Annotated in this window: 9 protein-coding genes; 6 read left to right on the forward strand and 3 right to left on the reverse strand. The window is 66.0% G+C overall.

Annotation, left to right across the window (positions count from 1 at the left end):
• Positions 1 to 30 precede the first annotated feature (30 nt).
• The 4 genes from KA419_02345 to KA419_02360 all read left to right on the forward strand — a co-directional run bounded on the left by KA419_02345 (position 31) and on the right by KA419_02360 (position 5,407).
• Positions 31 to 1,554 (forward strand): hypothetical protein, encoded by a 1,524-nt coding sequence (locus KA419_02345; GenBank protein ID MBP7864763.1) that lies wholly within the window; start codon positions 31 to 33, stop codon positions 1,552 to 1,554.
• A 59-nt stretch (positions 1,555 to 1,613) separates the two neighbouring features.
• Positions 1,614 to 2,441: a nuclease gene (locus KA419_02350; protein ID MBP7864764.1), complete on the forward strand. Its 828-nt coding sequence runs from the start codon at positions 1,614 to 1,616 to the stop codon at positions 2,439 to 2,441.
• A gap of 334 nt (positions 2,442 to 2,775) precedes the next feature.
• Positions 2,776 to 4,674: a HAMP domain-containing histidine kinase gene (locus KA419_02355; protein MBP7864765.1), complete on the forward strand. Its 1,899-nt coding sequence runs from the start codon at positions 2,776 to 2,778 to the stop codon at positions 4,672 to 4,674.
• Between the two features lie 40 nt (positions 4,675 to 4,714).
• Positions 4,715 to 5,407, forward strand: a complete 693-nt coding sequence (locus tag KA419_02360; GenBank protein ID MBP7864766.1) for a hypothetical protein — start codon at positions 4,715 to 4,717, stop codon at positions 5,405 to 5,407.
• On the opposite strand, the gene purD is transcribed toward KA419_02360, so the two are convergent.
• Together purD and speA are read right to left on the reverse strand one after the other, a co-directional pair.
• A complete protein-coding gene (purD, locus tag KA419_02365; GenBank protein MBP7864767.1) occupies positions 5,395 to 6,669 on the reverse strand; it encodes a phosphoribosylamine--glycine ligase in 1,275 nt (424 codons plus the stop codon). The two genes, KA419_02360 and purD, sit on opposite strands and share 13 nt — an antisense overlap.
• A 51-nt stretch (positions 6,670 to 6,720) precedes the next feature.
• Positions 6,721 to 8,736, reverse strand: a complete 2,016-nt coding sequence (speA, locus tag KA419_02370; protein MBP7864768.1) for a biosynthetic arginine decarboxylase — start codon at positions 8,734 to 8,736, stop codon at positions 6,721 to 6,723.
• 109 nt (positions 8,737 to 8,845) lie between these two features.
• On the opposite strand from speA, the gene KA419_02375 reads away from it, so the two are divergent.
• Together KA419_02375 and KA419_02380 are read left to right on the forward strand one after the other, a co-directional pair.
• Positions 8,846 to 9,661, forward strand: a complete 816-nt coding sequence (locus KA419_02375; protein MBP7864769.1) for a hypothetical protein — start codon at positions 8,846 to 8,848, stop codon at positions 9,659 to 9,661.
• Between the two features lie 31 nt (positions 9,662 to 9,692).
• Positions 9,693 to 11,243: a HAMP domain-containing histidine kinase gene (locus KA419_02380; GenBank protein ID MBP7864770.1), complete on the forward strand. Its 1,551-nt coding sequence runs from the start codon at positions 9,693 to 9,695 to the stop codon at positions 11,241 to 11,243.
• 17 nt (positions 11,244 to 11,260) lie between these two features.
• On the opposite strand, the gene KA419_02385 is transcribed toward KA419_02380, so the two are convergent.
• The gene (locus KA419_02385; protein ID MBP7864771.1) at positions 11,261 to 13,408 is read right to left on the reverse strand and encodes a PAS domain-containing protein; all 2,148 of its coding nucleotides are present in this window, start codon (positions 13,406 to 13,408) and stop codon (positions 11,261 to 11,263) included.
• Positions 13,409 to 13,589 lie beyond the last annotated feature (181 nt).

Consider the following 13,589-nt stretch of genomic DNA (forward strand, 5'->3'; position numbering starts at 1 on the left):
AAGGGTGAAGTCCACTTCCAGGAGGCTGCCATGGCCATCGCGCGCAAGAACATCGTCGCCGACGGCGCCGAGCGGGTCTACCACTGCACCGCCCGCTGCGTCCGCCGCGCCTTCCTCTGCGGGGACGACCCCGACACCGGCAAGAACTTCGACCACCGCAAGGACTGGGTCCGCGACCGCCTCGTCCAGCTCGCCGGCTACTTCGCCGTGGACGTCCTCGCCTACGCCGTCATGGACAACCACCTCCACGACATCCTCCGCACCCGCCCCGACCGGGCCGAGGCCATGACCGACGAGGAGGTGGCCCGGAACTGGGTGCTGAGCTCCCCCTCCCGGAAGACCCCGCCGGACGAGGAGACGCTTCGGGTGCAGGTGAAGCGGATCGTGAAGAAGGCGTCGCGGGTGCGGCAGCTGCGGAAGCGGCTGGCGAAGCTGAGCTGGTTCATGGGGCGGCTGAACGAGTACATCGCGCGGAAGGCGAACGCGGAGGACGGGTGCAAGGGGCGGTTCTGGGAGGGGCGGTACCAGTGCCGGCTGCTGGAGGGGGAGGGGGCGCTGCTGACGTGCATGGCGTACGTGGAGCTGAACCCGGTGCGGGCGGGGCTCTCGCGGACGCCGGAGGAGAGCGTGCACACGTCGGCGTGGGAGCGGCTGGACGCGCTGGCGGCGGAGACGCGGCTGGCGATGGCACTGCGGGTGGCGGAAATGGCGCGCCTCCCGGGTGCGGCCGGGGCCTCGGCGGACGTGCTGGCCATGATCGCGAAGGCGACCGGAGCCCCGGCGGACCTTCTGACGACCCTCGCGAAAGCGGCGGGAGCCTCGGCGGAGGAAACGGCGGCAATCACTGAAGGGGCGGGAATCTCGCCGGAGGAACCGGCCGCGACGGCGGAAACGGCAAGAAACCCCCTGGGGGTGCTGACGGCGACCGTGGAACCGTCAGGGGTCCTGTCGGAGATGCCGTTGGCGGAACCGCCGGAAGCCCCGGCAGCATCCGGGATCCCGCCGGTGGAACTGGCGGAAGCGGCGCAAGCCCCGGCAGCGGCAGGAATCCCGGCGGAGATGCAGACGGCGGAATCAGCCGAAGCCCCGGGGACGTCCGGGATTCCGCCGGAGCTTCTGGCGGCGGCGGAAGCGGCGGGGATCCCCCCGGAGGTGCTGGCGGCGGCCGTGGCGGAGGCGGCGCGGGCGCAGGTGAGGGCGTCGTGGCTGGCCCCGCTGAACGGCGCGGGCGGCCGCAAGGGGGTCTTCGCCACGCTGACGGCGGCGGAGTACTTCCGGGTGCTGGACGCGGTGGGCCGCGTGGTGCGCCCGGACAAGGCGGGGGCGATCCCGGCGGAGCTGGCGCCGATCCTGGAGCGGCTGTCGCTGGACGCGGCGGAGTGGCTGGCGTCGGTGCGGGGCTACGAGCGCCGCTTCCGCCGGGTGGTGGGCTGCGCCGGCCGCCTCGCGGAGCTGGCCCGCGCCGCCGGCCTCAAGTGGTTCCAGGGCGTCGCCGCCTGCCGCAAGCTCTTCCTCCCCGCCCGGACGCAGACCTCGCTCGAAACCATGTGGTAACATTCAGGCCGGGTTGCTCTCAAACGGGAAAAGCCCCGACGGCAGCAGGGAGAAGTCAGATGGATATCCCGATACCCAAGGTGCAAGCGGAAGAGGAAAAGCGCCCTGAAGGCACCACCGACCCAGGAGAAGACCTCCCGGATCTCTTCCGGCCTGACGAAAATATAACTCACCCTTCTCCGGATGGTCACCGCCCGGTCAGCATTTTCGTTGACCACCGCGAAGGTCGCGGCGGGGTTTTGCAAGCCCTTCTGCGCATGGGGAACATCGACGTGTCTTTCGGCACCCTCGGCACAGGCGATTACAGGATCGACAACCGGTTCCTGGTCGAGCGGAAAACCCTTCCCGACCTGGTTCAGTCCATTCTCGACGGACGCCTGTTCAGGCAGGCGAAAAAACTCGCCGATCACGAGATCCGGGGCGCAATCATTCTGGAAGGACACGCAAGCGATCTCGAGGGCCGGCTGATCCGCCGGGAATCCATTCAGGGAGCGCTGATCGCCGTTTCGGTCCTTCTTGGCGTGCCCATTCTCCGCTCCCGCGATCCCGAAGAGACAGCCCGGCTGATGCTCATGATGGCCCACCAAGCGGAACGCACCGTCTCGGGAGGGCTGCTGCGCCACGGCCGCCGCCCGCGCCGCCACCGGGCACTGCAACTTCACCTGCTCCAGGGTCTCCCGGGAATCGGCCCCGGCAAGGCACGCGGTCTTCTCGAGACGTTCGGTAGCGTGGAGGCCGTTGTCCGGGCAGACGCAGACGCCCTCGCACGGAGCCCCGGGATCGGCAAGACGTTAGCCCGTCGCATCCGCTGGGCCCTCGGCCCCCCCGCTCCTTTCCCTTGCCCTCTCCCGTCAGGAAAACAACAAAACCGCAGAAAAACACGCTGAGGGGGTTCGGTTCCAGATCAACCTCCAAATCCGGTTCGTCGCTGCGCGAAGCTGCCGGGCTGAGCCTCCCTGAGCCGGCAGCCCGGGATGGGATCAAGGACACTCTTCCATGCCCACGAGTGAGTGTCCTTCTTTACATTACATGACGAGTGAGTGTCCGCTTCTCGATCAAGTGGGTGTCCCCTTCCCGGCGCTTCTCAAGCTCCCCGTCTCAGCCCGGGGACGTCATGCCCCTGGCGCCGACGCCTGCTGCCGGGGCTGCCCGGAAAAACGGTTTGACACGCCCGAACGTCTGTGAAATAATTGTTTGGAAAATGCTGTAATACGAAAAAACATGACGACAACACCGCTTCCAGCCGCCTTCATCGATCTGTACAAGTCCATCGAACTTGCCCTGATCCTCATCCTGCTGGTGCTGGTCATCCTGGTGTTCCGTCGGCTGTTCCAGCTTCGTCACGAGGTGAAGGACAAAAAGGAGTTCCTGACACGGCTCGAGGACGAGATCCGCTTGAAGGAGAACATCCAGATCCGCGCCTTCGCGGCCATCGCGGAGATCGAGGAGGCCGCGCCCCGTCTCCGGGACCTGTTCACGGACATCGGCGGCATCCTGAAGGTCCGGACCGGCATCCTGGTTTTCCGGGACACGGTGACGGGAATCCTGAACTGTTACGCCTTCCCCGAGGAGCGTGCCCTGCCGGAAAAGCTCTTCTCCTGGCTGGAGTCCATGTTCTCCCAGGGCCGGAAAACCGTCCCCATCCCCTATCACCCCGAGCCTTCCGACCTCAAGGACTGTTTCCAGGACATCGAGCCGGACGACCTCAAGCTCGCTTCGGCCCTCCCCATCTTTCAGCGCGGGATCCTGGTGGGCGGGACGCTGTTCTTCTCCTCCAGCGCGGAGGAGATCGACCGCCGGAAAAATGACTTCTGCCGGGTCAACGAGATCTTCGCGGCCATCGTGTCCTACCGCTCGCTTCAGAACGAGATCGCCCAGAGCGTGGAAGAGGCCAACACCGTTTCCTCCTTCCTGGCCAAGATCGTCGTGCTCAACGACATGGAACGGATGTTCGACGCCATCTACGAGTTCTTCCGGGACAACTACTCCCAGTCCTCCGTCAGCATCCTCCTTCTCGACCAGAACCTCGCCACCTTCCCGAAGAAGGGCCTGCCCATCGAGGAGAAGCTCCTGGGCCAACTGATCCCCCTGGCCACCGAGGAATTCCGGCAGGGGCACCACATCCTCTACTTCCCCGACCAGAACAGCCTCGCCAAGCGCTTCAGCTCCCTGCCGAAACCGGAGAACATCCAGTCGATGCTCATCGCGCCCCTGATGGTCTTCAGCGAGGTGTTCGGCTTCGTGGTGTTCGAATCGAAGAAACTGAACCCCTTCAAGGTGAACCGTCTCAGCACCCTGATCCGGCTGGTGGAGATCTCGTCCTTCCTGCTGAAGAAAAATCTCTATTTCCAGAAAGAGATCGAGCGACGGCAGGAGGACGCCGACAAGTTCCGCCAGGAACTGACCCGGCAGACGGTGGTGCTCCAGGACCGGGAAAACACCATCCGGGAACTCTCGGACTTCAACTCGGTCTTCGGGATGGTCCAGGCCGTGAAGGGGAGCCTCGCCTCGCTCAAGGGGTTCCTGACCCTCCTGGAGGAGAACTCGAAGGAAGTCCTGGGGCCGCGTTACGACCCCGTCTTCCTGCGCAACTGTGCCTTCGAGGTGGACAAGATCGAGCGGAGCATACGGAAGTTCGAGTTGGTCCGCATCGTCACGGAACCGGATTTCACCTTCCGCCCGACCTCGGAGGACCCCATGGTGCTGTTCGATCAGGTGTTCACCGCCATCCGGCAGCGCTCGAAACTCAAGCACGTGGACTTCGAAACCACGATCGAGGCGGAAGGCTGCCGGGTGCAGGTGGACACCCAGATGCTGGTCACGGCCCTGACCCAGTTCTTCGAGCGGGTGCTGGACTTCATCGCGGATGGGCACATCCAGAACGTGGGGCAGATCAAGGACAACCAGCTTCAGATCGTCTCACGGTTCGTGCCGCAGAACGACCCCCAGGCAACCTTCTCCGGGGCCGCCTTCCTGTCGGAATCCTTCCGGAGCGACTTCAATTACGTGGTGCTGTCCCGCCTCCTCTCCCGCCACAAGGGAAAACTGGACCTGGAGGTCTTCTACGAGCGGGGGTTCGTCCTGGCCATGATGCTCCCCGTGACCCCCGCCCCCCTCTGAGACCCCTCCGCCAGGCCCGCAGACATCCAGAGAGAACGTCATGCTGAAAAAGATCCTGAAGTGGTCCGGTGTCTGTTTGCTCGGCCTCGTGGCCCTGCTGGTCTTCTTCTGGTTCGTGTGGCCGGGGAAGTACCGGATCATCGGTTACCTGATGATGTCGGACGTTCCCGTCCCCCCCGACATCGCCACCCTCGAAGGGGCGCGGGAAGCGTCCGTCGAAGCCCTGCTTGGCCATTTCCTGCCGGCCCCGGAGACGGGGGACGGCGGGCAGCCGCTGCCGGCCCCGGTTTCACGGCCGTCGGTCGCCCTGAGCGAGACCGACGTCAACCGGGCCCTCAAGTACGAACTGGAGCGAATCAACGCCCACCGGCGCGGGATCGAGGCCCTCTTCTTCCGCATCGGGGAGGGTGAGATCACCCTGTTCTGCCATTTCGACGGCGAGCGACTCTGCGAGAGCCACCCGGACCTGAACGGGCGCATCCCCGGGATGTTCCGGCGAAAGGGTGTCCTGAGCGTGAAGATGGTCCCGTCCCGGACCGGAGGCGGGCGGGCCGGGCTGCGACCCGTGGATGCCCACGTCGGGAAGGTCCCTGCCCTGGAACGAGTCCTGCAGGCCGTTCGAGCGTCCTTCCCGAAGCTGGAGTATGACGAGACGGCGGGGTTCCTGCTTCCGAAGGCCGTCCGGGAGATCGTCGCGGGGAACGGAAACCTGACCGTGAATCAGACGGAGTGAACCTTCCCGATGTCCGTCCGGTAGTGCATGTTTTCGAAGTGCACCTTGCCGGCGGCCTCGTAGACCCGGGCGACGGCCTCCGGGAGGGTGCCGGCCTTGGCGGCGACGTTCAGGACCCGCCCGCCGGTGGTGACGAAATCGCCGCCGGCCCGGCGCGTGCCCGCGTGGAAGACCATGACGTCCTCCATGCGCTTGAGGTCCTCCAGGCCACGAATGATGTGGCCCTTCTCGAATGCGCCGGGATACCCTCCCGAAACCAGGGCCAGGCAGACCAGGGGGCGGGGGTCCCACTCGGGGCTCACCTCGCTGAGGCGCCCCACCCGGATGGCTTCCAGGATGTCGAGGAAGTCCGAGTTCAGGCGGGGGAGAACCGCCTGCGCCTCGGGGTCGCCGAAGCGGACGTTGAACTCCAGCACCCGGGGCCCGGCTTCGGTGATCATCAGGCCGGCGTAAAGGATGCCGCTGAAAGGGAAGCCGTTCCCGGCCATCCCGCGGATGACGGGGTGAATGACGGTCTCCATGATCTCGCGGCGCTGCGGGGCGGTCAGGATGTCGTCGTGGGAATAGGCGCCCATTCCCCCGGTGTTGGGCCCCTGGTCGCCGTCGAAGGCCCGCTTGTGGTCCCGGGATGGCGGCATGGGAACGGCGTTGACGCCGTCGGTGAAGACCATGAAGGACACCTCGCGGCCGGTCAGGAACTCCTCGAGGATCACGGTGTCCCCCGACGCGCCGAAACGGCGGGTCACCATCATCTCGCGCAGGGCCGCCTCCGCCTCGTCGCGGCCGGGTGCGATGACCACGCCCTTGCCGGCAGCCAGGCCGTCCGCCTTGATGACCAGCGGGAAGGTGAACGCGCTCCGATCGAGGGTCTCGAGGGCGTCCTCGAGACGCGTGCAGACGCGGTAGCGGGCGGAGGGGATCCCCAGCGACGCGAGGAAGTCCTTCGTGAAGGCCTTGCTGGCTTCCAGGCGGGCCGCGGCGGCGCTGGGGCCCACGAAGGGAATGCGGGACTCGGCGAAACAGTCGGCGATCCCGGCGGCCAGCGGTGTCTCCGGCCCGGAGAGGGTCAGGTCGATCCGGTTGTCGCGGGCGAAGCGGGCCACGGACTCCACGTTGGTGATGTCGAGCCCGACCGGGCGGGCGGGCGGGTTCATCCCGTCGCTGCCCGGTGCACAGTAGAGCACCTGCAGCCGCCGACTCTCGGCCACCTGGCGGCAGATGGCGTGCTCCCGTCCTCCACTTCCCAGAACCAGCACTCTCATCGTGTGGATCCTCCCTGATCTCGGGTCCCCCCGACGCGCCGCGGCGGGGGTTCATTCCATGTAGGTGTACCCCTCGAGCCCTTCCTCGAGGAACTTCTTGATGCGCGCCGACTCCTTGATGGTGATGCGGTCTTTTTCGATCCCTTCCTCCACCGCCTTGAGGACCATGCCGACGATGTCCCGCTTCTGGTACTGCATGTACCCCAGGACGTCGCGGACGGTGTCGCCCTCGATCAGCTTGTCGATGTGGTACTTGTTCTTCCCCGTGATGCTGATGTGGATGATGTGGGTGTCCCCGAAGAGGTTGTGGAGGTCCCCCAGCACCTCCTGGTAGGCCCCCACCAGGAAGACGCCGAGGTAGTAGGGCTGCTTCTCGCTGAACTCGTGCAGCTCGATGGTGTTCTTCACGTCCCGCAGGTCGATGAACTGGTCGATCTTCCCGTCGGAGTCGCAGGTGATGTCGGCAAGGGTCGCCTTGCGCGTGGGCTTGATGTTGAGCCGGTGGATGGGCATGAGGGGGAAGAGCTGCTTGACGGCCCAGTGGTCGGGGAGGCTCTGGAAGACCGACAGGTTCCCGTAATACGTGTCGGAGATGAACCGGTCGAGGTTCTCCAGTTCGTCGGGGACGTAGTCGAGGCCGTTGATGATCTTGGCGATGCCCTGGCAGGCGAGCCAGAAGAGCTGCTCGACGATGGCCCGGTGCTCCAGGGAGAGCATCCCCACGTTGAAGAGGGTCAGCGATTCCTCCCGGATCTGGAGGGCATCGTGGTAGGATTCCTGGAAGTTCTTGACGGTCAACCCCTCCACGATCTCCTGCATGGCGACCACCGGGTCCGGGGCGTCCTCGGGGATGGCCGGGCGGCTGTTCCCCACCACCAGTTCGCTGGTCCCCAGGATGTTGAAGACCAGGACCGACGAGTAGGCCACCAGGGCACGGCCGCTCTCGGAAACGATGTGGGGGTGGTGGATGCTCTGCTCCTCGCAGATCTCCGAGAGGGCGCAGACGATGTCGCTGGCGTACTCGTCGAGGGTGTAATTGGCGCTGGACGAGAAGTTGGTCTGGGACCCGTCGTAATCCACGGCCAGGCCGCCCCCGACGTCGAAGAAGCGGATGTCCACCCCCAGACGGACCAGCTCGGAGAAGATCCGCGTGCTTTCCCGGAGGGCCTCCTTGATGCTCTGGATGGAGGTGATCTGGGAGCCCAGGTGGAAATGGAGGAGTCGAAGCCCCGGGAGAAGGCCGTGCTTCTTCAGCTTTTCCACCGCTTCGAGGATCTCGGAGGGGAAGAGCCCGAACTTGGACTTGTCCCCGCCCGAGCTTTCCCACTTCCCGCGGCCCCGGGCGGCGAGCTTCGCCCGAATGCCGATGACCGGCTCCACGTTCATCCTGGCGGCCAACTTGATGACGGTGTCCACCTCCGAGGGCTTCTCGATGACGATGATGACGTTGCGGCCCAGCTTGGTGCCCCAGAGGGCCGTCTCGATGAACTCGTTGTCCTTGTAGCCGTTGCAGATGATGAGGGCACCGGGGGTGTCGGTGGTGGCCAGGGCGATGAGCAACTCGGCCTTGGTGCCGGCCTCCAGGCCGTACTGGTACGGGCTGCCGAAGTCGATGATGTCTTCGACGACCTGTTTCCCCTGGTTGACCTTGACCGGGTAGACGCCGTAGTACTTCCCGGCGTAGCCGTAATCGGAGATGGCTTTCTGGAAGGCGCTCTGGATCTCCTCGATGCGCTGCTTGAGGATGTCGGTGAAGCGGATGAGGAGGGGCGTGTTGATGTCCCGCATCTGAAGTTCGTCGATGAACGCCTTGATGTCGAGGTACTTCTGATCGTTTTTCTCCGGCATCACGATGACGTTGCCGCGGCTGTTGATGTCAAAGAACCCCTTGCCCCATTGGTGGATCCCATAGAGGCCCCGGGCCTCGTCGATGGTCCAGTGGTCGAGGGCCGTCCGGTCTCTCAGCTTGATTTTTTCCCTCACCCCGCACCTCCCGACCGATATCCTCCCTCCGGGCTGGGACGGCGGACGACGTGGCGCCGCGTTTTCCTGAGCCGGAACCGCCATGATACTTTCGCATGCCCGAAAAGTCAAAAAAGAATCATTGTTTCATCGGATCGATATTATACTGGGGCGGGCGTCGGCGGGGCCGCCGGACGCCGGAGGGGTTCGAGGAATGGCCGATCGACCGCAAACCAGGACGGTGACCCTGCACTCGCCCGGCCTGACGGGGGCACCCCCCGGGGAGTCCCTCCAGGAATCGGTGCGAAACTGGGTCGAGTTCGCCCTTCGGATCCCCGACACCCGGATCCGGGCGATCCGGCTCGCCGAGCGCCTCATCGCCCTCCCGCCCCAGGAGTTCGCCGACGCCCTGCACTTCATCCTGGAGCAGGCGCAGAAAGGGCTGAGCGATTTCATGACCATCCTCGGGTCCCTCAACGCGGTGCACGAGAAGCTGGACGCAAGGCCCGGCGACTACGTCCGCCAGGTTCTCAACCGCGCCCACGTGCAGAACACGGACCTGCTGATGCACTTCCTCCGCCGCCCGCCCCAGCCCCGGGGCCTCCGATCGGACTTCCTGCCGGACCCGAACCAGCTGGCCAACGAACTGACCTGCGGTGAACGGCGGTCCCTGGCCATGTCCCGCGACCCGAACACCCTGGACCGCCTCCTGTTCGACCCGGATCACGAGGTGGTCCGCCGGCTGCTCCTCAACTCCCGGCTGACGTTGCGGCACGTCCTCCGCATCGCCTCGCGGCGACCGAACCGGCCGGCGGTCCTCCGGGAAGTTTCCCGCAGCCCGCGCTGGGGAGTGATCTACGAGGTGAAGCTCTCCCTGGCGAGAAACCCTTACACCCCGCCGGACCTGTCGCTCCGCCTGCTCCCGCTGCTTCACGCCCAGGACCTCCGGGACATCGCCGACGACGGCGTCCTGACCGGGGAAGTTCGCGATGCCGCCGCGGAGATCGTCTTCCGGCGCGTGAAGGGGTGAGGTTCGGGACGAAAGGGCGCGGAGAGAGACCATGGACCTTCTGAGACCCTTCAAGAACCGACTGTTCCTCATCGGGACCGTGGTGGTCCTGGCCGCCACCATCACCATGGGTATCCTGACGAGCCGCTTCCTCTGGGAGGGCGAGAACGTCCTCGAGACCTCCCTGATCCAGAGCAACCTCCGCCTCGGAAACCAGGTCATCGAGCGCATCGAGCAGCAGATCGACACCCTGGACATGGGTCTGTTCAACTTCCTGACGGCCCAGAGCCCGGACGAGATGATCCAGAAGGTGGCCCTCCAGGCCGGTCACCTCCGGAAACCGCTGAAGGGGATCTTTCTGCTCGACGCCCACGGGCGCCCCCTGTTCCCCGCGAACCTGGCCCGGGTGAAGCCGTACTGGGAGAAAGTCCTGCCCCAGGTCCAGTTCCCCATGATCCTCCCGCTGACCCCTTACCACCTCCATGCCACCCTGGACTTCAAGAAGTCCGCCCTCTTCACCTTCCTGAAGTTCACCTTCCCGGGGGACCCCGTCCCCTACTTTCTGGTCTACGAGTACGACCTGGAAGACCCCCCCGCCTTCCTGGCCCCCTTCTTCACCGACCTCGAGAAAACCTGCTACGTCAGCGTGAAGGACTACGAGAACAACGTGATCTACGGATGGTCGTCCCAGCTGTCCAGGAAGTACTTCGCGGAACAGCGATTCCCCAACGTGCTCTACCGATGGCTGCTCCAGTACTCCCCGCGGAACGTCTCGGAACTGGTGGAGTCCGAGCGGCGCCGCCGCGTTCTCAACTTCTCCCTGGTGGGAATCAGCGTGGTGCTCATTTTCTCCGCCTGGTTCCTGGTCTACCTGAGCCGGCGGGAGGAAACGCGACTGAGCCTCCAGAAAGAGGAGTTCTTCCGGAACGTTTCCCACGAGCTCAAGACCCCCCTGGCACTCATCAAGATGTTCAGCGAGATGCTGGTGCTGGGGCGGGGCCGGGACGAGAGCACGCGGCGGGAGTACCTGGAGATCATCTTGTCCGAAACGGAGCGGATGACGTTCCTCATCAACAACATCCTGGATTTCTCCAACCTGGAGCGAGGGATTCAGAAATTCAGCCTCGAGCCACTGGACCTGGGAGAGATCGTCACCCGCCACCTGGAGGCTTTCGAGGTCCTCATGAAGAAGGAGAAGGTGTCCATCCGCCTCTCCATCGCGGAGAACCTCCCCCGGATCATGGGGGACCGCAACGCCCTGGCCCTCGTCCTGCTCAATCTCCTGGACAACGCCGTGAAGTACGGCAAGGCGGCCGACCGCCGGATCGAGGTGGACCTCGCCGCCGCCGACGGGGCCCTGGAACTCAGGGTCCGGGACAACGGCATCGGCATCTCCCCCTCGGAACAGAACCGGATTTTCGAGAAGTTCTTCCGCAGCGGGAACATCGCGGTCCGCCGTGTCCGGGGGAGCGGCATCGGGCTGAGCCTCGTCCGGTACATCGTGACGGCTCACCAGGGAACCGTCGGCGTGGAGAGCACCCCGGGCGAGGGGAGCACCTTCACCATCGCCTTCCCCGTGATCCGGCCCGCGCGCACGTCCTGAAGGGTGCGCCCCGGGCTTCAGCGTTTCCGGGATTTCTTCGGGCACCCCGGGACGCGGGGCGGGGGAAACACGGCCCGGGTCGGGAGCCAGAACTTTTTCAGGGAGGACGGCCTCGGCGGGGCCCCCTCGGGGTCCGGGGGCTCGAGGCGGCGCAAAACCTCGTCGAGGGCCGACTGCAAGGCCTCGCGTGCGGCCCGGGAAGCCTCGGGGGAGAGGGGGCGTGCCGGGTCGAGCCGTTCCAGGGCCACGGCCAGGCGGGGAGCGATCTCGTCCCGCAGGCTTTCCCGGCACCTCCGGAAAACCTCCCCGGCTTCGTCCCAGGCTTGGCGTTCCAGGGAAAACTCCGTCTCGAGCCGGCGGAAATCCGTCAGGTCCAGGTTCAGGACGACGGCACCCACCACGGTCCCCTCTACCTTGACAGGGTTCAGAACGCTGAAGACGCAGCGGTTGCGCCCTCCGATCTCGTAGACCTGCTCCTCGCGGACTTCCTCCCCGGACAGTGCCCGCCGGTTGTTGTCCAGCCAGAGGGCGAGCACCGTCTCGTTGGGGGCGAGGTCCGCCGGCTTCCGCCCGACAAGGTCGCCGTAGTGCCGCGTGACCAGATCGTTGGCCAGGCAGTACCGGCCCTCCCGGTCAATCATGAAGAACTCCAGGGGGATGGCAGAGACGACGGCCTGCAGGAGGGCCTGGCTCCGGCGCAGCTCCCGTTCCATGGCGACCCGCTCGGAAACGTGGGAGAGAATCCGGGAGACGAGGCGTCCGACCGTGACGTCGGCCTCGCTCCACGTCTTGGGCTCGCGCTTCGTCAGCGCCCCGATCACCCCCGAAGGCACCCCGCCCCGGAAGAGCGGGAAGACGAGGAGGGACCTCGGGCAGAGCCCTCCCAGGAGTTCCCGGTCGCCGTCCTGGATTCCGGCAAAGGCGCCGATCCCGTCGTGGGAGAAGAAACCGCGGGAGCAGGATTCCCGGAAGATCCCCGCGGGGAAGTTCCGGCACGCGTCCAGCCGGGCCCGCACCTCCGGCAAATCGTCGGACACCCACGCGTGGACGCTCTCGATCCGGGTGATCTCCGTGTCCGCCCACATGACGAAAGCGGCGTCGGCGGCCATGAACCCGCCGATCTCCATCAGGGCGTTCCGGAGGCCCGGAATGAACTCCCGCGCGGTGAGCCGGGCGAATCGCTCGGACAGGATCGTCAGCAGCCGGTCGGCCCGGGACCGTTCCCGGATGGTCGCCTCGGCCTCGCGGAGGGCGGTGACATCCGTCGAGATGACGGTCAGGGAGAGGAGGTTCCCCTCGGGGTCCAGCTCGGGGAAGGTCTGGTGGCGATAGTGGACCCGGTCACGGGTGTCCTCGAAAACCATCTCGCTGCCCTGGTGGTATTTTTCCCACATCCGGGCAATCCTCCGCTCGATAATCTCCGCAGGGACCACTTCCCGGATGTTCCGCCCGATGACCTGCTCGCGGGGGATCCCGAAGCGGCGGGCGGCCGTCTTGTTCGCGTAGTGGAGACTTCCCCGGGCATCCAGCAGGATGACGGACTCGGCGATCTGATCCAGGAGGAAATCCCGGGTGATCACCCGCTGAATCTGCCGGATCATCCGCGCGAGGGGGTCGGATTCCCGTCCCAGGGCATCGACCAGTTCCCGGCAGCGGTCGTCGGGGCGCTCCACCGCCAACTGGAAACACCCGGAGACCCGGTGATCGGAGGACGCGAGGGGAAGGATGGCCAGGTGGGGCATCCCCAGGCGGAGGCACTCGCCCCGCAGGTACCCGAGCCCCCTCTCGGTCGTCGACTGCAGGCTGGCGGGTGCGTCGTCGAGGACCAGGGCGCCGGCCGCCGAGACGACGACCCCGGCCGGGTCGTCTTTCAAGGCCATGGAGCAGTTGCACCCCCGGCTCTCGACGGCGCAGGGGGCGTGAGACGCATCCCCCGCGCCGGAGAAACCCTGGGCAACCCGGAAGCTGAACCCCCCGGCCTCGTCGAAGACCTGGCAGGCCGCGGCACAGCGGCCGTGGTAGGCGGCGACGTCCCGGACCAGGGTCTCCACGAGATCGCGGAGGGTGGTCCCGGGAAGGCCGGCCGAGCGGCAAACCCGGGTGTAGAACGCCCGGATGAGTTCGTCGGCGCTGCGGAAGCGGCCGGGTATGTCCTCGTGAAACAACGTGTCCCTCCCCCCAGATTTCAGCAGGTCTTCAAGCTGCACGATTGTCCGTCTGCCGGCGATTCCTGTCAAGCGGTATCCGGGGCTGGGCGCCGGGGTCACCCGGGGCCGCGGGGTGCGTTCCGCCCGGCGTTCCTTCGCGGGCGCCGCCCGTCCGGAAGGCGTTTTCGGGAGAACCCCG

The sequence above is a fragment of the Acidobacteriota bacterium genome (assembly GCA_018001935.1).
Taxonomy (GTDB): domain Bacteria; phylum Acidobacteriota; class JAAYUB01; order JAAYUB01; family JAAYUB01; genus JAGNHB01.